Below are 22925 nucleotides of genomic sequence, written 5' to 3' on the forward strand. Positions count from 1 at the left end.
GAGGTCGATGCCACCAATGTATCGCCGCAAGCCGGCCGCCGGGTTCGGAAACGCGAACGCCGCGGCCGAGCCGGCGCAGGCGCCTGCCAGGCCGCTGAAACGCCCGTCGCAGCAGCGCGCGCGCTTTACCGTGGACGCCATCTACGAGGCCTTTGTTCGGATATGGCGGGCGCGTGGCTGGGACGGCGTGACCACGCGCGCCGTGGCGCTGGAGGCCGGATGCTCCGTCGGCACCCTGTACGAGTACTTCCCCAACAAGGAGGCGCTGCTCTCCGGCTATGTGCGGCACACCATTGAGCTGTTGCTGGCGCGCATCGAGGCCGAGGTGGCGTCCGCGCCCGGGCTGGACTGGCGCACGCGCGTCCGGCGCCTGGCACGGCTGACCTGCGGCGCCGACGATGCCTCGCTGGAGGGCTTCGAGCACGACATGCTCATGCTGGAAGCGCGCATCGCCGAGACCAAGCATCACCGCCGTGTGTTCGATGAGCTGTATGCGGCCTGGCAGCGCGCGCTGGCGGCATGCCCGGATCTGCCAGGCACGCCGGACGCCGACACGGTGCGCAGCCTGCTGGAGGCGGTCTGGGGCGCGCGCCGCTATCGCCTGCTGCTGCGGGCTGCCGAGTCCTCGCGCACGGCATGGGTGGCGCAGATGGAGCGGCTTTGTCTGCTGGCGCTGGGGGCCGCGCCGCTAACTTCGGATGCTGCGGATTCTATGGATTCTATGGATCCTGAGGCTCGCTCCTGAACCCCACCTTCTTGTGCGTGCCGTCGCAGAACGGCTTGTTGCCCGACTGGCCGCAGCGGCAAAACCAGGCCTCGGTCATGCGGGTGATGGTCCTGCCGGTGCCGCTGATGACTTCAAGATTGCCTTTGACGCGCAGCGGTCCGTTGGGGATGGGATGGATATCGAGGGGCCCGTCGCGCTGCGCCAGCGGCTCCGATGCCACGGTGGCGGCCTCGCCGGTGGCGACGAAACCCGCGCTGGCGTGGCTGCTGTCGCACAGGGGCTTGTTGCGCGAAGCGCCGCAGCGGCACAGCGTCAGGCGAAAGCCGGCGGGCTGGCCATCGATGGTGATGGCGGCGCGCAGCGCCAGCGGGCCGTTCTCAAGCACGCGCACCACATTGACCAGCGGCGCCGCCTCGCCGGGGGAATCGTCGACGTTCTGGTAGCTGATGGCGCCCGATGGGCAGTTGTGCGCAATCTCTGCGATTTCCTCGGCGCTGGCGTTGTCGGGATGGATCCACTCGCCCTGTACGCCGGGCACGAACACGTCCGGGCGGTCCAGCACGCAGTGGCGCGAATGGATGCAGCGGCTGTCGTCGAAGAGCACGATGACGCGCTTGCCGGCAACGGACTCGGTGGCCATGGCTGGCCCTCCTGCGCATGGCGCGCCAGGTGGCGCGCTCCCTTTCCTTTATAGCGCTTGCCGGCGGGTTTGTGCGGTGCTTTTCAGCGGCTTTGTCTTTTTACAAAGATTCGTGTGCGTCACCCTGTAAGGCGCGCGCGCGTGGTGCTAATCTGAAAGCGATAGGCAGCGGCGCGTTGCGCAGGTGCCCTGCCAGGCGCTCCCGCCATTGCGCGGGTCGTGTGCAATCCGTTGGGATCGAACAAGGAGTGGGTGATGAAAACCGCACGGCAGGTTCTTGAGTCCAAGCCGACTCAGGCTATCTACAGCATTTCCCCTGGCGCCACGGTTTATGCTGCGCTGCAACTGATGGCGGAAAAAGGCATTGGCGCGTTATTGGTGATCGAACACGGCGATATCGTCGGTATCTTGAGCGAGCGGGACTATGCGCGCAAGGTGATCCTGATGCAGCGGACTTCGCGGGAAACCTTTGTTCGCGACATCATGACGTCGGCGGTGATCTATGTGCGCGGGGACCAGAGTACCGACGAGTGCATGGCGTTGATGACGCAGCATCGGCTGAGGCACTTGCCGGTGATGGACGGCGATACCCTGGTGGGGATGTTGTCGATCGGGGACCTGGTCAAGGATATTATTTCCGAGCAGAAATTTATCATCGACCAGCTGGAGCACTACATTAGCGGGACGCCGCATCCCAAGCTCTGATCTCATTGCCCGGGGATTCCTGGTTGATGGGCGCTGCTTACCTTAACGTCACAAGCTTCAAGTCAAAATCGGTTTCACGACCCCTGCGGGGCGCTCGCCTGCCTGCTTTCTTGTCTTGTCAAAATGGCAGGCAGGCGGGCGCCCCATACGCCTTGGCGCATCTCAAAAAAAACCACAAGATTTCCGTCTTTTCGCTTCGTGCCGGCTTGCTGGCAGATGGCCGCGCGTACTGAGCAGAAGTACGCACGTTCCGGCAAAAGGCACATCTGCGCCACATCAGAAACCAACTTAGTGCCGCACTCCATATTTGGTATCCGCATATAATTATGCATTCACTGAATTAGGCCCGCCCGGGCCGTGCAGGCGGCATCTGCCAGCTCTGGCAGCTCTCGATTCGCGCAGCGCTGGGTACGCGTCAAATCGGTTGATTTCAATTTTGTGGCCATGTTCCCCGATGTAGGCTGACAAACGAGGTGGTTTGTTGGCGATTGGGCGCAACGTTGGTTGCTCATGACTACGCGCCCTGCTGCCTCCGATGCCGTCCTCCGCTCCTGCTACATCTGCCGCTTCTGCTGTTGCTACCCCTGCCCTGAGCCACCAGGCCATCATGCGCGTGATCGGCGGGATCATCCTTTGCATCTTGCTGGCCGCGCTGGACCAGACCGTGGTGATTCCGGCGGTGCCGGCCATTGCCAATGACCTGAACGGGTTTGGCCATCTGTCGTGGATCGTGACGGCCTACCTGATCACTTCCACCGTTTCCACGCCCTTGTACGGCAAGTTGTCGGATACCTATGGACGGCGCCGGCTGCTGATGCTGGCGATCGCGCTGTTCATCCTGGCCTCGGTGGCGTGCGCGATGGCGGCTACGCTGGAGCAACTGATCCTGTTCCGTGCGCTGCAAGGCATTGGCGGTGGCGGCTTGATGTCGCTCGCGCAGGCAGCGATCGCGGATGTGGTGGCGCCGCGCCAGCGTGGGCGTTACCAGGGTTACCTGGCGACCGTGTGGGCGGTGGCCTCCATTGCCGGCCCGCTGGTGGGGGGCTGGACGTCGGATCATCTGTCGTGGCGCTGGCTGTTCTGGATCAATGTGCCGCTGGGGCTGCTGGCCATGTTCATGTGCTATCGGGGCTTAAGCCAGTTGCAGGCGCGTGGCGGCTCGGCGCGGGTGGACTGGGGCGGCGCTGCGCTGCTGACGGTTTCCATCGTGGCCTTCCTGTTGGCGATGAGCTGGGGCGGCGATGTCTATGACTGGATCTCGCCGGAAATCGCTGGCCTGGCGCTGCTGGCCTTGGTGGCGGTGGCCGCGCTGGTCTGGCAGGAGCGCCGCGCGGACGACCCGATGCTGCCGCCGCGGCTGTTTCGCAACCGCGCTTATGTGCTGGGCGTGGCGGCGTCCGCGATGGCTGCGCTGAATATCTTCTTGTGCATCTTCGCGCTGCCGCTGCATTTCCAGCTGGTGCGCGGCGCCGATGCGTCGGAGTCCGGCTTGCTGGTCGTGCCTTTCCTGCTCTCCACGGTGGCGGGCAATTTCATCGTGGCCGGGCTGGCGCCGCGCCTGGGGCGGATGCGCGGCATCCTGACCGGCGGCTTCATCGCGGCGGCGCTGGGCCTGCTGGCGCTCGTGGTGATTTCGCCATCCACGCCGCTGGCGCTGGTGTTGCTGGCCATGATGGTGGCCGGCGTGGGGCTGGGCATGACCATGGTCGGCACCTTGATGACGGTGCAGAACGTGCTGGAGCGCCGCGATACCGGCGCCGGTACCGGCGCGCTGCTGGTGCTGCGCTCGCTGGGCAGCGCCTTTGGCGGCGCGCTGGCCGGCACCTTGCTGACGCTGCAATTCCGCAACGCGCTGCATGCTTCCGGCGTGACGCAGGTGCTGGACCTGGGTGCGCTGCGCCACGGCAGCGAAGCGCTGGCCCATCTCTCCCCCGCGGTGCGGGACGTGCTGACGGGCGGCGTGGAGTCGGGCTTCCGGCTGATTTTTGCCGTGGGCACCGTGGCCGCGTTGCTGGCGCTGGTGATCGTGCGCCGCATGCCGGACGTGGAGTTGCGCAGCAGCGTGACCGAGCACGCGGCCACGCTGGCCATGGAGTAAGCGGGAGGCTCGCGCATCCATTTCACGCCCAACGGCGTAAACTAGGGACAGACCATCTCCGGAGTTTCCTACATGCGCAGCCTTCCCGAACAGCGCTCACGCGCCCTGCAACGCATCGCCTTGTCCGGCGCGTTGGTCCTGGCCGCGGCCGCCGCTGTTGTCACCGCGCCGCGTCTTGCGCAAGCCGCCGATACCCCGGCAGCCACCGCCGCCAAGCCGGCCGGCGCCTGTCCGGCCTCGCTCAACTTCAAGTTCCCCCGCCTGCAGGACGAAGCGCCGCAAAACCTCTGCCAGTACGCCGGCAAGGTCGTGGTGGTGGTCAATACCGCCAGCTACTGCGGCTTTACCCCGCAATACGAAGGGCTGGAGGCGCTGTACGCCAAGTACCGCGAACGCGGGCTGGTGGTGCTGGGCTTCCCGTCGAACGACTTTTCGCAGGAGCCGGGCTCCTCCAAGGAGATCGCCGACTTTTGCTACAACACCTATGGCGTGAAATTCCCGATGCTGGGCAAGTCGCACGTGCGCGGCAGCGATGCCAATCCCATGTACGCGCTGCTGGCCAAGCAGTCCGGCACCACGCCCAAGTGGAATTTCTACAAGTATGTGATCGATCGCAACGGCCAGGTGGTGGGCAGCTATAACAGCATGACCAAGCCCGACGACAAGCAGTTCGTGAGCAAGATCGAGCAACTGCTGGACGCCGCACGCTAAGCCGCCAGGCTATTGCGCCGCCATCCGCTGGAGCCGATGTCCAACGCGCTGCGCGACGGCATTGCCGCAAGGGCGGCCGCGTCCGGCGTGGCCGCGCTCACGGCATCGGGGCGCGAATCGATCCCTTCTTGACCAGCGTCAAGCCGCCGGAGCGCCGCCATCGCTACTTTCGCCGCTTTGGGGAGAGACAGACGATGGCCATCACGCTATACGACGCTGGCGGGCACACCTGCCTGCTGTTTTCGGACCTGGTCGAGGAGGAGCACGGCGAGGTGGTGCAGACCAACCAGTTCCTGATCGTCGACGCCGGCCACGGCGCGCTGATCGATCCGGGCGGGCACATGACCTACGGCGAGCTGTACCTCGCCATCAGCCGCTACTTTCCGCCCAAGCAGCTCGACTATGTGCTGGCGTCGCACGCCGATCCGGACATCGTGGCCTCGGTCGGGCGCTGGCTGACCGCCTCAGATAGCCGCATCCTGATCTCGCGCGTCTGGGCGCGGTTCTTGCCGCATTTCTGCCAGGCGGGCAAGACGCAAGGGCGCATCGTCACCATCCCCGATGCCGGCATGCCGATCGCGCTGGGCAACTGCACGTTGCTGGCGGTGCCGGCGCATTTCCTGCACTCGGAGGGCAACTTCCAGTTCTACGATCCCATCAGCAAGATCCTGTTCTCCGGCGACCTGGGCGCGGCCATGACCAGCGCGCGGGAAGCCGGCGCGGTGGTGAGCGATTTTGCCGCGCATACCCATGCCATGCTGCCCTTCCACCAGCGCTACATGAGCGGCAACCGCGCGTGCCGGCTGTGGGCCAACATGGCGCGCGGGCTGGATATCGAGTGGATCGTGCCGCAGCACGGCCCGTCGTTTCGCGGCAAGGCGATGGTGGCGCAGTTCATCGACTGGGTCTCCACGCTGGAGTGCGGGCTGGACCTGCTCAGCCAGGACAACTACAGGCTGCCGCCCGTCACCGCGACGCCAGCCTGACGCCCGGCACCGGTTGCGCGATCAATCGCGCGCCAGCCCTTCGGCCACCAGCGCCTCGTGCACCTTCGGCCGCGCGGCCACGCGTGACAGGTAGGCCTGCAACGCGGGGTAAGGATTGAGCGGCATGCTCAGTAGATTGGCCCAGTTGGCAACCGCGAAGCAGTAGGCGTCGGCCACGGTGAATTGCGTGCCGCACAGGTAGTCGCGCGTGGCCAGGTGCCGGTCTAGCTCGGCAAAGCGCAGCGCCACCTTGGCCTTGCAATCCTCGCGCGTGCTCTGCGCGGTTTCCTTGTGCCACAGCCACGGGCTGAAGACCTTGTGCAGCTCGGTGGAGACCAGCGTCAGCCAGCCCACCGCTTCCAGGCGTGCCTGGGTGCCGGCCGCCGGCAGCAGCGCCTTGCCCGGGGCAAGGTCCGCCACGTATTGCAGCAGCGATGCGGCTTCGGTGTGGCGCGAGCCATCGTCCAGTTGCAGCATCGGCACGTAGCCGCGCGGGCTCACTGTGTAGAAGTCGTCGCTGCCGTTTTCCGGCTCGCTCAGCTTATGCCTGGCCAGGTCGACCTTGGCGAGCGAAAACGGCAGGCCGGCTTCGCGCAGTGCGATATGCACGGCCAGGGAGCAAGCGCCAGGGGAGTAGTAGAGCTTCATCGGGTGGTCCTCGCTGTTTTGGGTTCGGGTTCGGGTTTGGGTTCGGGTTTTCAGGGTTTGCCGCCACGCCTTGTGGTGACAGTGCAGGCAGTCTAGGATTGCGAAAGTGCAATCACAATGCGCGCTGGCGCAAGTCATGACTGCAAATCTGCAATGAACATACCCTACCAACTCTCTTCCCCCGATCTCGACGTGGTGCTGGCACTGGTGCGCGGCGCCACGCTGGCCGAAGCCGGGCGCCGGCTCGGGCTTGATGCCTCCACCGTGTTCCGCGCGCTGCAGCGCATCGAGAAAGGGCTGGGGCGGCGCCTGTTCGAGCGCAGCCGCGCGGGTTACCTGCCGACCGAACTCGCCCAGCAGTTCGCACAGCATGCCGAACGCATCGAGGCCGAGCTGGAGGCGGCGCGCGCGCATGCCTCGGTGTCGGCCGGCACGGTGTCGGGCCTGGTGCGTATCACCACCACCGATACCGTGTTGCATGGCATGGTGCTGCCGGCACTGGCGCCGCTCGGGCGCCAGCATCCCGGGCTGAGCTTCGAGCTGATCGCCACCAACGAGCTGGTCAGCCTGACCCGGCGCGACGCCGACATCGCGGTGCGCGCCACGCGCCGTCCGCCCGATCACCTGATCGGCAAGTGCCTCGGCCCCTTGCGCGTGGCGGTGTTCGCGGCGCGGGAGCTGGTGGAGGCGGCCGGCATCGCGATTCCCGGGCACGGCGGCGCCGTCGACCTTGCCGCGCTGGCCACGCTGCCCTGGATCGCGCCGGACGAGGCCATGCCCGATCACCCGTCGGTGCGCTGGCGCCGCAAGCACCTGCCGCGCGTGGTGCCGCAGTACCGCGTCAACAGCATCGCCGGCGTGCTGGAAGGCGTCGAGGCGGGGCTCGGCGCCGGCATTGTTTCGCTGATGATCGGGCGGCGCAGCGGCAAGCTGGTGGCGCTCACCGGCACGCTGGACGAGTGCGACACCGACCTGTGGCTGCTGACGCATCCCGAGTCACGGCATCTGCGGCGCATCGCCACCGTGGTCAGCCACCTGGCGGAGCATGTCAGGCTGGATGCGTAGGGCGGTGAGAGCGTGCGCTCACGGCGCCGCCAGCGCGGCGGGAATGGCGCTGGCCAGGAAGTCGTAGACCGCGCGGATGCGCGCGCTGCCGCGGATTTCCCGGTGCACGGTGAGCCAGACCGGCAGCGGCGGAATGGATAGCTCGGGCAGCACCGTGCGCACGCGCGCATCGCCGGCGGCAATATAGCGCGCCGCAAAGCCCACGCCCAGGCCGGCGCGGATCGACTGCCACAGCACGATGTCGTCATCGCTGCGCACGGCAAACGCCTCGCGCGTGATCTCCACGCCCATGGCGCGAAAGCCGCGCAGGATCGTGTCGTCGTGGTCATAGCCGATCAGGTCGAAGCGCGGCAGGTCCTGCGCCGTGCGCGGCACGCCCTTGCGCCGCAGGTAGTCCTCGTGGGCGCAGGCACATAGCGCCACGGACGCCACCTTGCGCGCGATCAGCGATGCCTGCACCGGCCGCACCATGCGGATGGCGATATCGGCCTCGCGCCGCAGCAGGTTGCTGACGGCGTTGGACGACACCACTTCGATGGCGAGTTGCGGCTCGCGCAGGCGCAGGTCCGCCAGCAGCGGCGGCAGCAGGTAGCTGGCCACCGCGCGGCTCGCGGAGATGCGCACCGTCCCCGCAATGCCCGCCTGGTCGCGCGCGAGCGTGCGCGCGACCGCGTCCGCGCCCTGCTGCATCACCCGCGCATGCCCGGCGATGGCGCGCGCAGCCTCTGTGGGCTGCAGGCCGTGGCCGGTGCGCTCGAACAGCGGCACGCCGAGCTGCGCCTCCAGCTGCGCCACGTGGCGCCCCAGCGTGGGCTGGCTGCTGGAAAGCTGGCGCGCCGCGCCCAGCAGGCTGCCGGCCTCCATCACGGCCAGGAAGGAGCGCATCAGCGCCCAGTCGAATGCTTCGGCCATTTTCTCCATCGCTCCTTGCCTGGCGCATTATTCAAAAATGCATTCGTGCGTTGCATGTTTATGCAATTGTGGCGTAGCGAAGGATTGCCCACAATGGTCTTCAGGCGATGCCGCAAGGAGAACGCAATGCTGGACAACGCGATGCTGGACAACGCGATGCAGGAGAACATGGTGCGCGACACCGTGTTGATACTCGGCGCCAACGGCCGGCTTGGCCGCACCCTGGTGGATGCCTTTGCCGCGGCCGGCTGGACGGTGCTGGCGCAGGCACGCAGGCCGCTGGCGGGCACGGCGGCGCACAACGTGCGCGGCATGGCTATCGATGTGGCGGACACCACGAAGCTGCTCGCCGCCGCGCGCGGCGCCAGCGTGGTGGTGAACGCGCTCAACCCGGTCTATACCGAATGGGAGCAGCACGCCGAAGCACTGGCGCGCTGTGGCATGGCGGTGGCGCAGGCGCTGGATGCCCTGCTGCTCTATCCCGGCAACGTCTACAACTTCGGCGAGTCGATGCCGCCGCTGCTGCGCCCCGATACCGCCGAGCAGCCCAGCGCGCGCAAGGGCGAGATCCGCCGCGCCATCGAGGCCGGCCTGCGCGAGCGAGCACCGGGGCTGCGCAGCGTAATCCTGCGCGCGGGCGATTTCTTCGGCGGCCCGGGGCGCGGTGCATGGATGGACCTGGCGATCGCCAAGTCGCTCGATCAAGGCAAGGTGGTCTATCCCGGCCCGCGTGACCGCGCGCATGCCTGGGCCTACCTGCCCGACCTGGCGCAGGCCTTTGTTGCGGTGGCACGGCGCCACGCGGATCTGCGCGGCCATGCCGTGCTGCATTTCGCGGGGCATACGCTAACGGGCGATGAACTGGTGAGCGCGCTGGCCGAAGCCAGCGGCATGGCGCACGCACCGCGCGTGGCCGGCATGCCATGGTGGCTGATCCGCGCAGGCGGCGCGGTGGTGCCCATGTGGCGCGAGCTGGCCGAGATGGCTTACTTGTGGAAGGTGCCGCACGCGCTCGATGGCACGGCGCTGGAGGCCCTGGTGGGCGAGCTGCCCCGCACGCCGCTCAAGCAAGCGCTGCGCGCAAGCCTGGGCGAACTGGGTTTGCGGGTGGCCGCCTGAGTGCGGCGTCAGGCCTGCCCAATGATGTCAGCGCGCGTCACCACGCTGCCGAAATGATGCCGCCACAGCGTCTCGCCCAGCGCACCGGAAGGATCGAGAGACGACCCGACGGTGAGATCGGAGATCAGCGTGGGCTGCAGGCCCGCATCGAACAGCGCGAAGCCCGCTGCCAGCACGCAGGTCTCGGTCTGGATGCCGGCAACAAGCACACGTTCCGGCGCCAGCTCACGCAGATACGCAATTGCCTCGGCGCACGGCAGGTAGCCATGCTTCACGAACACGCGATCCGCCGGTATGAGGGACTGGTCGCCCGTGCCGGGCGCCCAGCCGAGCTGGCGCATGAACGGCGTGCGCGCTTCGTCATGGTGCTCCACGGTTGCTACCGATGGCATCTGGCCGATCAGTGGCAACAGGCCATCGATCAGCCATTGTGGCGGCGAGAAGGTGGGCTGAACGTCGACGATCAACAGGGCTTGTCGCAAGGTATTCTCTCCGGAGATCGCATCGAAATGCCAAGCCGGGAGATTATAAGAGACGGCCTGCGCCCGGCGGCGCCACTTAGTCCAGCATCGCCGCCAGCGTCGGCGGCAACCCGCGATTCGGCTTGTGTGGCGGCCGCGCGAAGCTGCCCTCTGCCGCGCCAGTGGGCGCCAGCGCAATCAAGCTCTCGCAATGCCGGATCGCGCTGGATACACCATCCACCACCGGCACCGGAATCCGGTCCGTGAGCGTACGCGCCAGCCCGGCCAGCGGCGCGCCGGCCACGATGATCACGTCCGCGCCATCCTCGCGCACTGCCTTCAGGCTCAGTTCCTCCAGCCGCGCCGCATGATCCTCCTGCACGCTGCCGATATCGCGCAGCGGCTGCTGCAGCGAACGTACGCTGGCCAGCCGCGAGGTCAGCCCGTTAGCCGCCACGCACTCGCGATACCAGGCCTCGATCCGATGCGAAATCGCAATGATGGAAAAACGCTGCCCAAGCAGGCAGGCGCTGGCCAGCGCCGCCTCTGTCATCCCCACCACCGGTACGTTGAACAGTTCCTTCAACCCCGCCAGCCCAGGATCGCCAAACGCAGCCACCACCAGGCCATCGAACTGCCCCTGATGCTCCGCCGCCACGCAAGCCGTAGCGTAGCCCCCCACCAGCGCCTCGAAACGCGTCTCGATATAAGCCACGCCAAACTGCGCCGTCGCCATCGCCAGCGAAGTCCCCGGCGAAGCCGTACGCAAAGCCTCCGCGCGAATCAGCTCGGTAACGCTCTCGGAAATATTAGGATTAACAACAAGAATACGCATGATCATGTCCGGAAAAAATTGCCCAGCAAACCGGCCCCGAGTGGCTGCCCACCAGGCGATGCGAAGCGAGCCCCCCCACGCGATGCGAAGCGAGCCGTGAAGGTGTACCAGGCCGTATGGGGCGCCTCGTCGTCAGGCAAAAAGAGCGGAAAAGAGGGGGCCATGTCTGAGCATCGCCTTAAGGCGATGTGAGTTTGGCCCCCGGCCGCTCTTTTTGCCTGACGACGAGGGGGTGTCGCCCCATCCGGCGCGCCTTCATTGCCTACTTTCTTGGCAAGACAAGAAAGTAGGTCGCCGCCCCGCAGGGGTGGTGAAACTGCCTTTGACTTTAGGCTTTTGAATTTGAAGTTAAGCCACTCACGTCAACTCAACAACAGTCTCAAACCAACGAAGGCGCCCCCGCCGGCAAGAACCTCCCCCTCCCCGGCGCCGGCTCCAGATACCTCCCATCCTCCACCAGCAACTCCCCCCGCGAGAAGCAATGCACCGGCCACCCGGTCACTTCAATCCCCTCATAAGGCGTGTAATCCACCGCATGATGCAAATCGCTATTAGCAATCCGCACCTTCCGCGAAGGATCCCACAACGCAATATCGGCATCCGCGCCAACAGCGATGGTCCCCTTGCGCGGGTACAAGCCATACAGCCGTGCCGGCCGGTAGGAAGTCAGTTCAACAAACTGATGCAGCGAAAGCTTGCCCTTCGCAATCCCATCAAACAACAGCGGCAGCCGCGTCTCGATGCCGGGCACGCCATTGGGAATGTGGTCAAACGGCTGCGCCGTGCCGCCCAGCTTCTTGCCCTGCGGATCGTCATAGTTGAACGGCGCGTGGTCCGAGGAAAACACGCTGAACACGCCATTGGTCAGCGCACGCCAGACAGCCTCCTGATTCTCCGGATCGCGCGGCGGCGGGCTGCACACGCACTTGGCGCCTTCGTAACCATCATCGCCAGGCAAGCCCATATCCTCGGCAGTCAGGTACAGGTACTGCGGGCAGGTCTCGGCCAGGATCGGCAGGCCCCTGCCCTGTGCCCAGCGAATCTGCTCGATCGCCTCCTTGCCGGAAACATGCACGATCAGGATCGGCACGTCGACCAGCTCGGCAAAGGTGATCGCGCGATGCGTGGCTTCGCGTTCCACCAGCGCAGGCCGGGCCATGCCGTGGAAACGCGGCGAGATGCGCCCTTCCCCGACCAGCTTTTCAGTGAGCCAAGAGATGCAATCCGCGTTCTCGGCATGCACCATCACCAGCGCATCGTTGCGCTTGGCTACGTCGAGCACGTCCAGCATCTCGCGGTCTGACAGCTTCAGGTCGTCGTAGGTCATGTAGACCTTGAACGAGGTGTAGCCCTTGCGAATCAGCTCGGGCAATTCATTCTGCAAGACTTCCGGCGTGGGGTCCGCCACGATCAGGTGGAAGCCGTAATCCGCCACCGCGCGGCCTTCGGCGCGGCGATGGTAGTCCGCCACCGCGGCCTTGAGCGAGCCGCCCTTTTCCTGCGCCGCGAACGGGATCACCGTGGTGGTGCCACCGCACACGGCAGCGCGCGTGCCGGTGAAAAAATCATCCGCCATGCGCATGCCGTCGGGCATGGGCTGGTCCAGGTGGACGTGGCCATCCACGCCGCCCGGCAGCGCCAGCAGGCCGGTGGCATCCATCTCGCGCGCGGCACGCGGCAGGCCATTGCCCAGCATGGCGATGCGGCCGTCGCGCACGCCGATGTCGCAGGTGAAGCGGTCAGAGGCGGTGACCACTTCGGCGTTGCGGATGACAAGATCAAGTTCGGTGTTCATGCGCCCTGCTCCTTCATTCCACTTCGGCAAACAAGCGGCCCCAGCCGCGCAGCGCGCGCGTGTCCACGCCGGCCAGGCGCAGCGATTTCCACACCACGGTGGCGATGGTGTCGTAGACGGGGATGCCGGTCTCGGCTTCCAGCGCTTGCACCAGGTGCGCCGCGCGCAGGTTGGTGCAGAACGTGGTGATGGCTGACGGCTTGTGCTGCGCCACTTCGCGCACCATGCGGCGGATGGTGTCTTCTTCCACCTCGGCGAAGCTGTAGTTCACATGCAGGTCGAGGTGACGCTCGGCCGTGCAGCTAAAGCCGTTGCGCTTGTAGTTCTGCACGATGCGTTGCTGCACATCGTCGAGATAGGGCGTGACCAGGCCGAAGTCGTGCGCGCCGGTCTTTTCCAGGATTTCGTTCAGCGCCAGCACCGAGGTGGTGGCGGGAATGCCGGTTGCCTCGGTGATCTGGCGGCACAGCGCCTGGTCTTTCTCGAAGCCGAGCCAGCCGGAGGAGGTGCCGTTCCATGCGATCACGTCCACGCGCGCATCGGCCAGCAATTTGGCCGCGCCAATGATCTTGTCGAGGTCGAACTGGCCAAGGGCCTGGTCGCGCAGCGAGATCTCGGTGACGGTGAAGCGCGAGAAATGCGCGCTGACATTGGGCAGGCCGCTCACCATGGCGCTGGTGATGGGTTCCAGCGCGGTATTGGACGACGGCGTGAGCATGCCGAGGAGGGTGCGTTTGGTCATGGGGTAATGCTCTTTAGGAGATGCCGCGCCGCTGCCGGCGTGTGCCGGCGCGGCGCGTGCGACTGTATGGCTAGCTGTGGAGGTCGCGCTGCGCTCAGACCGGCAGCTTCTTCTCGTAGTCGATCGCGGTCGAGGAGATCAGCAGGCCCACGCCGGCGGCGGCAAAGAACATCAGCGCCAGGAAGTACGAGCCGGTGATCTGCACGATCATGCCGACGATGATGGGCACGGTGATGCCGCCGATATTGCCGCCCAGGTTCATGATGCCGCCCAGCACGCCCACCTTGTTGCGGGTGCCGAGGATGGACGGGATGCACCAGTACAGGCCGCACCAGCGCAGGAAGAACAGCGTGGAGGAGAGCAGGGCAACCACCACCACCGGATCCTTCACGTACGCCACCGAGAAGATCGACACGGTAGCCACCACGGCGGCGATGCCGAACAGGGTGCGCATCACCAGGTTGGGCGCGCCGCCGGCGGCCTTCCACTTGTCGGCGATCCAGCCGCCGATGAGTTCACCGATAAAGCCGGAGAAGAAGATGATGAAGCTGGCGCCGCCCATCTGCTTGATGTCGAAGCCATGCACCTTGTTCAGGTAGTTGGGCATCCACGTCAGCAGGCCGTAGAAGACGCTGTTGAAGCACATCCAGCCGGTCGCCATGCACCACACGGAGCGGTACTTGAGGAAGTCGAGCGAGCGGCCCGACAGGTTGGCCGGCTCGGCGCGGTGCTCGCTGGCTTGCGCGGCTTCGATATAGCTCGCTTCCAGCTCATTGACGCCACGGTGTTCGCGCGGCGAGTTGCGCACGTAGTACCACGCCAGCATGCCGGCCAGCACGGTGCCCACGCCAGCGACCACGAAGGCCAGGCGCCAGGAACCCAGCGCGGTGATCAGCCAGGTGATGATGATGGCGCCGAGCGCCGCGCCCAGCGGCGCGCCGCCGTCCAGCAGGGTGGCGCCGCGGCCGCGTTCGTTCTGCGTCATCCAGATCGCATTGAGCTTGCCACCGGCCGGGTAGATCGGCGCCTCGGCCGCGCCCAGCCCGAGGCGGGTCAGCAACAGCGCGCCGGCACTGGTGCACACGGCCGCCAGGGCCTGGAACGCGCCCCAGAAAACGGTGGCGGTGGCGATCACGATGCGCGGCTTGTACTTGTCCGCCAGCATGCCGCCGGGAATCTGCATGACCGCGTAGGTCCAGAAGAAAGAGCTGAGGATCAGCCCTTGCATGGTGGGGCTGAGATCGAATTCCTTGGCGATCAGCGGCATCGCGACCGAGAGCGAGGCCCGGTCGATGTAGTTGATGGCGATGAGGAACAACATCATCAGGAAAATCTTCCAGCGCACGGAGCTCTTCGTCTCCGTTAGCGCTGCAGCCCGGCTTGTCGTTTGCATGACGCTTGTCTCCTTTGGGGGAATGTTAGGCGGTTTGTGTTGTGTGTCGCGCAACTGGGACGGAGTATAGGATACGTAATCTGTAATTACAACTCTCGTAAGTCATTGATTTTATTGTTATGCGAACGCACAATTTTGGGATGTGTTAGCCTTCTTGTGGTGCATGTTCCCCATCTCGGTGATGTCTGTGACTCAAACGCTTCCTAAATCCACCCGCCTGCGCACCCTCGGCATGTCGGCCGAAATCGCCGCGCGGCTGCGTACCATGATCGAGGAGGGCGAACTGCCCCCCGGCGCGCGCATCGACGAGCGCGCCTTCTGCGAGATGTTCGACGTCTCCAAGACGCCGCTGCGCGAGGCGCTCAAGGTGCTGGTGTCCGAAGGCCTGGTGCTGCATCGGCAGTACATCGGCTACCGCGTGGCCCCGCTCGATCTGGATGAGCTGCGCTCCACCTTCGAGACGCTGCACGGGCTGGAGGCCACCGCCGGCGAACTCGCGGCGGCGCGCCTGTCCGAGGTGGCCATGGCGCGGCTGGAGCGCAAGCACCAGACGATGCTGGAGGCTCACGCCGCCGGGCGGCGCACCGAGTACTTCCGCACCAACCAGGAAATCCACCAGCTCATCATCGACGGCGCGGCCAACCCCGTGCTGGCCGGCATCTACGCCATGCTGATGAGCAAGGTCCACCGCGCGCGCGGTGCCGCCAATGCGGATATGCTGCGCTGGCAGGAGTCGCACGAGGAACACGAGGCCATCATGGCCGCGCTGCGCGAACCGGGCCGGCCGCGGCTGGCGCAGGTGCTGCGCCAGCATTCCGAGAACACTGCAAAAGAAGTCCTGACCGTGGTCGCGCGGACCCTTTCCGAGCCCGCCGGCCACATCGCCACCGAAGCCAAGGGGAAACGATGAAACTAGTACGTGTGGGTAAGCCGGGCGCGGAACGCCCGGGTCTGATCGATGCTGAAGGCCGCGTGCGCGACCTGTCCGGCGTGCTGGACGGCCTCGGGCCGCAGGCGTTGTCGGCCGAAGCGCTGGCGCGCCTGGCCAAGCTGGACCCGGCCACGCTGCCGGTGGTGCAGGCCGAGCGCTTCGGCGTGCCCTGGACCGGCATCGGCAAGATCGTGGCGATCGGCCTGAACTACGCCGATCACGCCGCCGAGGCGGGCATGGCGCTGCCGGCCGAGCCCATCGTCTTCCTGAAGGCCAACAGCGCGCTCAACGGGCCCAATGACCCGGTGATGCTGCCGCGCGGCTCCGAGAAGACCGACTGGGAAGTGGAGCTCGGCGTGGTGATCGGCAAAGTGGCACGCGACGTCTCGCTCGCCGATGCGCTCTCGCACGTGGCCGGCTACTGCGTGGTCAACGACGTCTCCGAGCGCGAATTCCAGATCGAGCGCGGCGGCACCTGGGACAAGGGCAAGGGTTGCGACACCTTCTGCCCGGTCGGCCCCTGGCTGGTCACGCGCGACGAAGTGCCCGACCCGCAGGCGCTGGGCCTGTGGCTGGATGTCAACGGCCAGCGCGTGCAGAAGGGCAGCACCGCCACCATGGTGTTCGACGTGGCCACGCTGGTGAGCTACGTCAGCCGCTTCATGACGCTGCACCCCGGCGACCTGATCTGCACCGGCACGCCGCCGGGCGTGGGCATGGGCTTCAAGCCGCCGCGCTTCCTCAAGGCGGGCGACACCATGCGCCTGGGCATCGACGGCCTGGGCGAGCAGGGCCAGACGGTGGTGGCCTACGCGTAGAGCGGATTGTCCGAAAGACGTGAAGAAGGGCGGCCAGCGATGGCCGCCCTTCTTGCTTTGTGGTGCCGCTTGTTGGCCTGCTGGTCGGCCCGCCTGTACCGCTATCGGCACCTGCCCCCACGGCCGCAAATCTCCCCATGATCCCAATGAACGCGAGAACGTTCCCCGTTCGCAACAGTTGTTACGCTGATTTCGCTACAAAGGGTTAAACCGTTTGCGCTCTGCGCCCAGCGTGAAATACTGTTTTCTATACGCCCTGCGCCTCGCAAAGGGCATCGAGAAAAAGAGTACTGCCATGTCAGAACACGCCCCCGAACTGATCGAGTCACTTCTTGCCGACTCGCACGCGACCCGACCCGCCGCCTGCGCTACCTCCACTTCCCGCGCTTCCCGATTCTGTGAACTGGCCGACACCGTCGACAGCCGCGCCGAGCTGGAAGCCATTCGCCACAGCATCCACCAGCATCCCGAGCTCGCCTTCGACGAAGTGCGCACCGCCGAGCTGGTCGCCACCCAGCTCGAAGGCTGGGGCTACGCGGTGACGCGCAGCGTTGGCGGCACCGGCGTGGTCGGCACGCTGCGCCAGGGCGACAGTCCGCGCAGCATCGGCGTGCGCGCCGACATGGACGCGCTGCCCATTCATGAGCGCACCGGCCTGGCATACGCCAGCATCCATGCCGGCAAGATGCACGCCTGCGGCCACGACGGCCACACCACCGTGCTGCTCGGCGCGGCGCGCCAGCTGGCCCGCACACGCAACTTCAACGGCACCGTCAACCTGATCTTCCAGCCCGCCGAGGAAATCGGCGCCGGCGGCGGCGCCGAGCGCATGCTTGCCGACGGCCTGTTCGAGCGGTTTCCCTGCGACGCGATCTTCGGCCTGCACAACCATCCCGGCGTGGAAGCCGGCACCTTCATGTTCCGCGCCGGCCCCTTCATGGCGGCCTGCGATACGGTCGCCATCACTATCCGCGGCAAGGGCGGCCACGCGGCCCGCCCGCACCAGTCGATCGACCCGATCCTGGTTGCCGGCAGCCTGGTGATGGCGCTGCAGAGCATCGTGTCGCGCAATATCGACCCGAACGAAACCGCCGTGGTCACCATCGGCACATTGCATGCAGGGCATGTGCCCAATGTGATCCCCGAGAGCGCCAAGCTGGAGTTGAGCGTGCGCTCGTTCAGCCCCGATGTGCGGCGCACCCTGGAGGATCGTATCCGGCGGCTGGTGACCTCACATGTGGAGGGCTATGGCGCTACGGTGGAGATTGATTACATCCGGGGCTACCCGGTGCTGATCAACAGTGAGCGCGAGACGGAGTTCGCCCGCCAGGTGGCCGAGGAACTGGTGGGGCCTGACAAGGTGGTGGCGAATTTCCCGCTGATCGCCGGGAGCGAGGATTTTGCTTACTTCCTGCAGCAGCGGCCGGGGTGTTTTGTGCGGATGGGGAATGGGGCGGGGCAGCCTTTGCTGCATAACGCTGGGTATGATTTTAATGATGAGAATTTGACGGTTGGGGCGGCTTATTGGGCTAGGTTGGTGGAGAGGTATTTGGAGAATTGAAAGGGGGGTGACCAGTTGGCTTTTGCTGTGTTGGCTGGTGTTTTTTCAGCGGCGTTGGCTTTTGCACCCAAGGGCCATACGACATCCCCCTGCGGGGGCTGCCGGTCACTTTTCTTTGACCGGCAAAGAAAACTAACGAAAAGAAAGCCGCCCTGCCGGGAGCAGAGCAATCGGGCTTATGTGGGGCGGTGGTTGCGTCGTACGGCCCGGAGTGTTGGCTGGCCTTTGCCTTACCGGCTCACAGGTCATCGCAACTTCATGACCCAATGGTCACGTGGCGGTGCCCCTGATCGCTTTGCGCGGTGAGCATTCCCACATCTGCCGTTCGCGGTGCGCAGCACCACGATCCTGCCTGCCCTGGTGGTTTCGTGGTTTTGTCTCTGGCGGCGGGCGCCCGGCCATTTGATGTCCTGCCGTACCGGCGCAGCCGACGCCTTGCTATCAACTCCCCTGGTTTCGTGGTGGGCACCGTGGCCCGCCCGTGAGGGCCGTGCTCAGACCCCACCCACGACGCTCGCCCTCCGAGACAAAACCACGAAACCAGCCACACCCGAAACGGCGCAGCACTTCGCCCCGCGAACGGCAGATGTGGGAATGGTCACCGCACACGAGGTCAGGGGCCGCACCACGCAACCCGTAGGTCATGCAAGTGCGATGTCCTTTGGGTCGGTAGGATCTGCCAGCCAACACTCCGGGCCGTACGACGCAACCACCGCCCCACATAAGCCCGATTGCTCTGCTCCCGGCAGGGCGGCTTTCTTTTCGTTAGTTTTCTTTGCCGGTCAAAGAAAAGTGACCGGCAGCCCCCGCAGGGGGATGTCGTATGGCCCTTGGGTGCAAAAGCCAACGCCGTACCAAATCCAAGCCAAATCAAACACCAAGAGCCAACGGTTCCCCCCTCGCCCCCCCCAAAAATCACCGAAAAAACCCACTAGGCGGCACCCCAAACTGCCTCCTGAACATAGTAGAAAACGCACTAGGACTCTCATACCCCAGATCCAGCGCCACATCCACCACCTTAGCCCCGGCGGCCAGCCCCTCCAACGCCGACAGCAGCCGAGCCTGCTGCCGCCACTGCCCAAATGTCATCCCGGTCTCCCGCGCAAAGCGCCGCTGAATGGTCTTGGGATCCACTCCCAGCCGCTCGCCCCATTGCGCCAAAGTCAGCGCTGTATCCGGCGCTCCGACAATCGCATCGCAAATCTCCCGCAATCCCGCATCGGCAGGACGCGGTAAGTGCAACGGCAACGTCGGCACCAGCATGACTTCGTCCAGCAACAACCGCATCAGCCGCCCGTTCCGGGACGCTTCCGTGTAGGGCGAAGGGATATCGATCGCGGCGAGGATAAGCTCGCGCAGCAGTGGCGTGATGCCCAGCACGGTGCAACGGGTGGGCAGGTTGTCAGCGGCGTCCGGCCGGATATAGGCGGTGCGCATGCGCACGTGCCCGACCATGCGGATCCAGTGCAACATGCCTCCAGGCATCCACATGCCGCGCGTGGGGGGCACGATCCATTGCCCTTCGGCGGTGGCGACCACCATCACGCCATGCACCGCGTGCACCAGTTGCGCATTGGGGTGCTGGTGTGGCTTGGTAACGTGGCCGGGCACGTAGTCGGCGGCCATGGCGGTGACCGGCATGGCGCTGCGGTCGTACCGCAGGTAGTCGGGCGACTCGGAGTAGGTGTCGGCGCGGGGGGAGGCGGGTGTCGTGGGCGCGGCGTTTTCGGCGCGTTCGGCTTTTTTGGCGCTTCGCTGTGTGATCGGGCGGGGGAGGCGGGGCATGTCCTTTTCTCCAAGGTTCTGGCCCTATTCTCGCAGGACAGACTGGATCGTGCCATTTAGGATGAGCGCCAGGATTCCCCCATTGCCTTTTCGGCCCCGTATCCATCATGAGCAGCCACATCGAAACCGCGCCCGGCGGCGCGAATGCCTCGCCACAAGGCCTGGCCCAGACTTCCACTACCGCGCAGGCCACCGAGCGGACCGGTTTCCGGGTGCTGGGGGCGATCAGTTTTTCGCACTTCCTCAACGACATGATCCAGTCGCTGATCCTGGCCATCTATCCGATGCTCAAGGGCGGCTTCAACCTCAGCTTTACCCAGATCGGGCTGCTGACCCTGACCTACCAGATCACCGCCTCGCTGCTGCAGCCGGTGGTGGGCCTGTACACCGACAAGCATCCCAAGCCGCAGTCGCTGTCGATCGGCATGGGGTTCACGTTGTGCGGCTTGCTGCTGCTGTCGGTGGCGCCGACCTATGGCGTGCTGCTGGTGGCGGCCGCGCTGGTGGGCACCGGGTCGTCGATCTTCCATCCGGAGTCGTCGCGCGTGGCGCGCATGGCGTCGGGCGGGCAGCACGGGCTGGCACAGTCGATCTTCCAGGTTGGCGGCAACGCGGGCAGCGCAACCGGGCCGCTGCTGGCGGCGTGGATCGTGCATCAGCAGAGCAGCGTGGCGTGGTTCTCGCTGGCGGCGTTGCTGGCGATTGCCGTGCTGTGGCAGATCGGCGGCTGGTATGGCCGTGAACTGGCGCACACCACGCGCAAGCGCAAGGCGGTCGCCGCCGCCGCGCCGCTGCCGCGCAGTACCGTGGTGCGGGCCATGGTGGTGCTGATGGCGCTGGTGTTCTCCAAGTATTTCTACATGGCGAGCTTGAACACGTATTACACCTTCTACCTGATGGAGCGCTTTGGCCTGACGCGGCAGAGCTCGCAGCTCTACCTGTTCGTGTTCCTGTTCGCGGTGGCGGCCGGCACCATCCTGGGCGGCCCGATCGGTGACCGCATCGGCCGCAAGCGCGTGATCTGGGCGTCGATCCTGGGCGTGGCGCCGTTCACGCTGATGCTGCCGCATGCCAACCTGTTCTGGACTGGCGTGCTGTCGTTCATCATCGGCTTTATCCTGGCCTCGGCGTTCTCGGCCATCCTGGTGTTCGCCCAGGAGCTGATCCCGGGCAAGGTGGGCATGGTGTCGGGCTTGTTCTTCGGCTTTGCCTTCGGCATGGGCGGCATCGGCGCCGCGGTGCTGGGCAAGCTGGCCGATGCGCACGGCATCCAATCGGTCTACCAGCTGTGCGCCTTCCTGCCGTTGCTGGGGCTGCTGGCCATTTTCCTGCCAGACCTGGGCGGGCGAAAAAAGCTGGCCTGAGTCCGCGCGCGGCGGCTTGTGGCCATACCGAGCTGGGTGAGCTCGGAGACCGGCTTGACCTGATTCGCCACGACGCTGAAGCCGCGGCCCGCATCGCCGGCGCGTGCTGCCGCGCTCCTGTCGTACTCCATAGGTGAGAAGCGTGCCAGCCCGGCATCGGGCCGGCACGCGCGACAGGCTGGGCGAGCCGATCAGCGGCCGGTCTTGTCCTGCGACACGTCCATGATCATGCGCGTGAGCAGGTACAGGCGCGGCGTGACCGAGTTGAGGTCGACGTATTCCGCATCGTTGGAGTGCGCGCCAAAGCCGCGCAGGCCGAAGCGCTCGATCACGGGCGCCTTGGTGGCGGCCGCGGCAAAGGCCGCATCGGTGCCGCCGCCTTCGGCGGTGTCGTACACGGCCAGCTTCTCGCCGATCTCCGCATACACGTCTTGCGCGTGCGCGGCCAGCTTGCGCGCGGCGTCGGTGACTTCCAGCGGCGGCCGGCGACGTTCGAACTTGACCTCGACCTTGGTATCGGGAATCAGCTGCTTCTTTATGCGTTCCTGCAGCGTGCGCTCCAGGTTGTCGTAGTCGGCGGTGCGCAGCACGCGCACGTCGGCCTGGGCCGTGGCGGTGGCCGGGATCACGTTGCGGTTGGTGCCGGCCGAGGAGATCGTCCAGTTCACCTTGAGCCCGGTCTCGTGGTTGGACAGGTCGCGCATCTGCAGGATCTGGTGCGAGAGTTCATACAGCGCGTTGCGGCCATTCTCGGGCGAGCTGCCGGCGTGCGAGGCCTTGCCGTGCACAGTCAGCGAGATGGCGCCGATGCCGCTGGTGGCCAGCGACAGGCGGTCGCCGGTCACGCGCGTGGCTTCGCAGGAGAACACCGCGTCTTGCTGGCTGCCCATCTTGGTCAGCATGGCGCGCGCGCCCGGCGAGCTGATTTCCTCGTCGCCGTTGATCAGCACGGTCAGCGTGCCGTAGTCCTTGAAGCCCATTTTCTGCAGGATGGCTACCGTATGCAGGATCACGGCCACGCCGTTCTTGTCGTCGGCGATGCCCAGGCCGTAGGCGCGCTCGCCGTCGACGCGAAACGGCTGCTGCGCCAGCATGCCGCGCAGGTAGACCGTATCCATATGGCCGATCAGCATGATGTTGCGCTTGCCCGTGCCCTTGAACTGCGCCATCACCATCTTGCCCACTTGCTTGGGCGTGTCTTCCATGCGGTAGACCTCGGTGGGCTCGATCAGCTGCGCGTCGCCGCCCATCGCGGCCAGGCGGTCGCGGATCAGCGTGGCGATGCGGTCCAGCCCTTCGATGTCCTTGCTGCCGGATTCGATCGAGACCAGGTCCTTGAGGGTGGCGATCAGCGCCGGCTTTTCTTGCTGTGACAACTGGTAGGCGGGCTCCACCGGCGCCGCTTGCGCGGCAGCGGCGCAGAGCAGGGCGGCAAGCGCGGCCGCCGTTTTCAAGGACGGACGGCGGCGGTGGGCAAGCGCGCTGGCGCGCGGGCTAAGGTTCAAGCGCATGTGGGGGCTCCGTGATGCAGTGAGGAAAAACGCGTTGGGGGGGAAACAGAAAAAAGGCTGGGAGGATTGCAGGGTTCGTGCCACGCGTGGCGCATGCGTTGCTGCGACGCGCCCGCCT

At 65.9% G+C, this 22925-nt stretch carries 21 protein-coding genes; 11 read left to right on the top strand and 10 right to left on the bottom strand.

Annotated elements, in window-relative coordinates; genetic code table 11:
- Positions 1-16: 16 nt before the first annotated feature.
- Positions 17-745 (top strand): TetR/AcrR family transcriptional regulator, encoded by a 729-nt coding sequence (locus F7R26_RS00470; protein ID WP_150985412.1) that lies wholly within the window; start codon positions 17-19, stop codon positions 743-745.
- On the opposite strand, the gene F7R26_RS40820 is transcribed toward F7R26_RS00470, so the two are convergent.
- Positions 720-1367: a CDGSH iron-sulfur domain-containing protein gene (locus F7R26_RS40820; protein ID WP_150985413.1), complete on the bottom strand. Its 648-nt coding sequence runs from the start codon at positions 1365-1367 to the stop codon at positions 720-722. The genes F7R26_RS00470 and F7R26_RS40820 overlap by 26 nt on opposite strands.
- 255 nt (positions 1368-1622) lie before the next feature.
- Between F7R26_RS40820 and F7R26_RS00480 the strand changes: the two genes are divergently transcribed.
- The 4 genes from F7R26_RS00480 (at position 1623) to F7R26_RS00495 (ending at position 5867) form a co-directional block, all read left to right on the top strand.
- On the top strand, positions 1623-2072 hold the full coding sequence (locus F7R26_RS00480; RefSeq protein WP_150985414.1) for a CBS domain-containing protein: 450 nt from the start codon (positions 1623-1625) through the stop codon (positions 2070-2072).
- 607 nt (positions 2073-2679) lie between these two features.
- Positions 2680-4170, top strand: a complete 1491-nt coding sequence (locus F7R26_RS00485; protein ID WP_150985415.1) for an MDR family MFS transporter — start codon at positions 2680-2682, stop codon at positions 4168-4170.
- Between the two features lie 72 nt (positions 4171-4242).
- A complete protein-coding gene (locus F7R26_RS00490; protein ID WP_150985416.1) occupies positions 4243-4881 on the top strand; it encodes a glutathione peroxidase in 639 nt (212 codons plus the stop codon).
- Between the two features lie 194 nt (positions 4882-5075).
- Entirely contained in the window at positions 5076-5867 is a 792-nt protein-coding gene (locus F7R26_RS00495) for an oxygen-binding di-iron domain-containing protein (protein ID WP_150985462.1), read from the top strand.
- 21 nt (positions 5868-5888) lie between these two features.
- Here F7R26_RS00495 and gstA read toward each other — a convergent pair whose 3' ends face one another.
- Positions 5889-6515: a glutathione transferase GstA gene (gene gstA, locus F7R26_RS00500; RefSeq protein WP_150985417.1), complete on the bottom strand. Its 627-nt coding sequence runs from the start codon at positions 6513-6515 to the stop codon at positions 5889-5891.
- 153 nt (positions 6516-6668) lie between these two features.
- Here gstA and F7R26_RS00505 point away from each other — a divergent pair, with 153 nt between their 5' ends.
- A complete protein-coding gene (locus F7R26_RS00505) occupies positions 6669-7580 on the top strand; it encodes a LysR family transcriptional regulator (protein WP_150985418.1) in 912 nt (303 codons plus the stop codon).
- Positions 7581-7598: 18 nt separating this feature from the next.
- Here the strand turns inward: F7R26_RS00505 and F7R26_RS00510 are convergent, their stop codons facing one another.
- Positions 7599-8492 (bottom strand): LysR family transcriptional regulator, encoded by an 894-nt coding sequence (locus F7R26_RS00510; RefSeq protein WP_150985419.1) that lies wholly within the window; start codon positions 8490-8492, stop codon positions 7599-7601.
- Positions 8493-8618: 126 nt separating this feature from the next.
- Here F7R26_RS00510 and F7R26_RS00515 point away from each other — a divergent pair, with 126 nt between their 5' ends.
- Positions 8619-9611 (top strand): NAD-dependent epimerase/dehydratase family protein, encoded by a 993-nt coding sequence (locus tag F7R26_RS00515; protein WP_241754388.1) that lies wholly within the window; start codon positions 8619-8621, stop codon positions 9609-9611.
- A gap of 8 nt (positions 9612-9619) precedes the next feature.
- Here F7R26_RS00515 and F7R26_RS00520 read toward each other — a convergent pair whose 3' ends face one another.
- The 5 genes from F7R26_RS00520 to F7R26_RS00540 all read right to left on the bottom strand — a co-directional run bounded on the left by F7R26_RS00520 (position 9620) and on the right by F7R26_RS00540 (position 14837).
- Positions 9620-10093, bottom strand: a complete 474-nt coding sequence (locus F7R26_RS00520; RefSeq protein WP_150985420.1) for an isochorismatase family protein — start codon at positions 10091-10093, stop codon at positions 9620-9622.
- A 76-nt stretch (positions 10094-10169) separates the two neighbouring features.
- Positions 10170-10907: an aspartate/glutamate racemase family protein gene (locus tag F7R26_RS00525; protein WP_150985421.1), complete on the bottom strand. Its 738-nt coding sequence runs from the start codon at positions 10905-10907 to the stop codon at positions 10170-10172.
- Positions 10908-11286: 379 nt separating this feature from the next.
- Complete coding sequence (hydA, locus tag F7R26_RS00530; protein ID WP_150985422.1) at positions 11287-12702, bottom strand: dihydropyrimidinase; 1416 nt, start codon at positions 12700-12702, stop codon at positions 11287-11289.
- A 13-nt stretch (positions 12703-12715) separates the two neighbouring features.
- The gene (locus F7R26_RS00535; RefSeq protein ID WP_150985423.1) at positions 12716-13444 is read right to left on the bottom strand and encodes a maleate cis-trans isomerase family protein; all 729 of its coding nucleotides are present in this window, start codon (positions 13442-13444) and stop codon (positions 12716-12718) included.
- Between the two features lie 94 nt (positions 13445-13538).
- Positions 13539-14837 (bottom strand): MFS transporter, encoded by a 1299-nt coding sequence (locus F7R26_RS00540; RefSeq protein ID WP_150985424.1) that lies wholly within the window; start codon positions 14835-14837, stop codon positions 13539-13541.
- Between the two features lie 181 nt (positions 14838-15018).
- Here F7R26_RS00540 and F7R26_RS00545 point away from each other — a divergent pair, with 181 nt between their 5' ends.
- From F7R26_RS00545 to F7R26_RS00555, 3 genes are all read left to right on the top strand, one after another.
- Positions 15019-15747, top strand: coding sequence for a GntR family transcriptional regulator (locus tag F7R26_RS00545; RefSeq protein WP_150985425.1), 729 nt, complete (start codon positions 15019-15021; stop codon positions 15745-15747).
- Complete coding sequence (locus F7R26_RS00550; RefSeq protein WP_150985426.1) at positions 15744-16586, top strand: fumarylacetoacetate hydrolase family protein; 843 nt, start codon at positions 15744-15746, stop codon at positions 16584-16586. Before F7R26_RS00545 ends, F7R26_RS00550 begins: the two co-directional genes overlap by 4 nt.
- A gap of 295 nt (positions 16587-16881) precedes the next feature.
- Complete coding sequence (locus tag F7R26_RS00555) at positions 16882-18147, top strand: M20 aminoacylase family protein (RefSeq protein ID WP_150985427.1); 1266 nt, start codon at positions 16882-16884, stop codon at positions 18145-18147.
- Between the two features lie 915 nt (positions 18148-19062).
- Here F7R26_RS00555 and F7R26_RS00560 read toward each other — a convergent pair.
- The gene (locus tag F7R26_RS00560; RefSeq protein ID WP_150985428.1) at positions 19063-19932 is read right to left on the bottom strand and encodes an AraC family transcriptional regulator; all 870 of its coding nucleotides are present in this window, start codon (positions 19930-19932) and stop codon (positions 19063-19065) included.
- Positions 19933-20039: 107 nt separating this feature from the next.
- Between F7R26_RS00560 and F7R26_RS00565 the strand changes: the two genes are divergently transcribed.
- Positions 20040-21296 carry an MFS transporter gene (locus F7R26_RS00565; protein ID WP_170301835.1) on the top strand — a complete coding sequence of 419 codons (1257 nt, stop codon included), beginning with the start codon at positions 20040-20042 and terminating at the stop codon, positions 21294-21296.
- A gap of 191 nt (positions 21297-21487) precedes the next feature.
- On the opposite strand, the gene F7R26_RS00570 is transcribed toward F7R26_RS00565, so the two are convergent.
- Entirely contained in the window at positions 21488-22807 is a 1320-nt protein-coding gene (locus tag F7R26_RS00570; protein ID WP_150985430.1) for a M20/M25/M40 family metallo-hydrolase, read from the bottom strand.
- Positions 22808-22925 lie beyond the last annotated feature (118 nt).

Origin of the sequence: Cupriavidus basilensis (assembly GCF_008801925.2) — a bacterium.
Taxonomy (GTDB): Bacteria; Pseudomonadota; Gammaproteobacteria; order Burkholderiales; family Burkholderiaceae; genus Cupriavidus; species Cupriavidus basilensis.

What these genes read in the sequence shown, in the direction of transcription:
- F7R26_RS00550 (WP_150985426.1), top strand. Translation starts at nt 15,744, where the DNA reads ATGAAACTAGTACGTGTGGGTAAGCCGGGCGCGGAACGCCCGGGTCTG.
- F7R26_RS00570 (WP_150985430.1), bottom strand. Translation starts at nt 22,807, where the DNA reads ATGCGCTTGAACCTTAGCCCGCGCGCCAGCGCGCTTGCCCACCGCCGC.
- hydA (WP_150985422.1), bottom strand. Translation starts at nt 12,702, where the DNA reads ATGAACACCGAACTTGATCTTGTCATCCGCAACGCCGAAGTGGTCACC.
- F7R26_RS00560 (WP_150985428.1), bottom strand. Translation starts at nt 19,932, where the DNA reads ATGCCCCGCCTCCCCCGCCCGATCACACAGCGAAGCGCCAAAAAAGCC.
- F7R26_RS00515 (WP_241754388.1), top strand. Translation starts at nt 8,619, where the DNA reads ATGCTGGACAACGCGATGCTGGACAACGCGATGCAGGAGAACATGGTG.
- F7R26_RS00555 (WP_150985427.1), top strand. Translation starts at nt 16,882, where the DNA reads ATGTCAGAACACGCCCCCGAACTGATCGAGTCACTTCTTGCCGACTCG.
- F7R26_RS40820 (WP_150985413.1), bottom strand. Translation starts at nt 1,367, where the DNA reads ATGGCCACCGAGTCCGTTGCCGGCAAGCGCGTCATCGTGCTCTTCGAC.
- F7R26_RS00470 (WP_150985412.1), top strand. Translation starts at nt 17, where the DNA reads ATGTATCGCCGCAAGCCGGCCGCCGGGTTCGGAAACGCGAACGCCGCG.
- F7R26_RS00540 (WP_150985424.1), bottom strand. Translation starts at nt 14,837, where the DNA reads ATGCAAACGACAAGCCGGGCTGCAGCGCTAACGGAGACGAAGAGCTCC.
- F7R26_RS00525 (WP_150985421.1), bottom strand. Translation starts at nt 10,907, where the DNA reads ATGCGTATTCTTGTTGTTAATCCTAATATTTCCGAGAGCGTTACCGAG.
- F7R26_RS00480 (WP_150985414.1), top strand. Translation starts at nt 1,623, where the DNA reads ATGAAAACCGCACGGCAGGTTCTTGAGTCCAAGCCGACTCAGGCTATC.
- F7R26_RS00510 (WP_150985419.1), bottom strand. Translation starts at nt 8,492, where the DNA reads ATGGCCGAAGCATTCGACTGGGCGCTGATGCGCTCCTTCCTGGCCGTG.
- F7R26_RS00490 (WP_150985416.1), top strand. Translation starts at nt 4,243, where the DNA reads ATGCGCAGCCTTCCCGAACAGCGCTCACGCGCCCTGCAACGCATCGCC.
- F7R26_RS00495 (WP_150985462.1), top strand. Translation starts at nt 5,076, where the DNA reads ATGGCCATCACGCTATACGACGCTGGCGGGCACACCTGCCTGCTGTTT.
- F7R26_RS00545 (WP_150985425.1), top strand. Translation starts at nt 15,019, where the DNA reads ATGTCTGTGACTCAAACGCTTCCTAAATCCACCCGCCTGCGCACCCTC.
- gstA (WP_150985417.1), bottom strand. Translation starts at nt 6,515, where the DNA reads ATGAAGCTCTACTACTCCCCTGGCGCTTGCTCCCTGGCCGTGCATATC.
- F7R26_RS00505 (WP_150985418.1), top strand. Translation starts at nt 6,669, where the DNA reads ATGAACATACCCTACCAACTCTCTTCCCCCGATCTCGACGTGGTGCTG.
- F7R26_RS00565 (WP_170301835.1), top strand. Translation starts at nt 20,040, where the DNA reads ATGAGCAGCCACATCGAAACCGCGCCCGGCGGCGCGAATGCCTCGCCA.
- F7R26_RS00535 (WP_150985423.1), bottom strand. Translation starts at nt 13,444, where the DNA reads ATGACCAAACGCACCCTCCTCGGCATGCTCACGCCGTCGTCCAATACC.
- F7R26_RS00485 (WP_150985415.1), top strand. Translation starts at nt 2,680, where the DNA reads ATGCGCGTGATCGGCGGGATCATCCTTTGCATCTTGCTGGCCGCGCTG.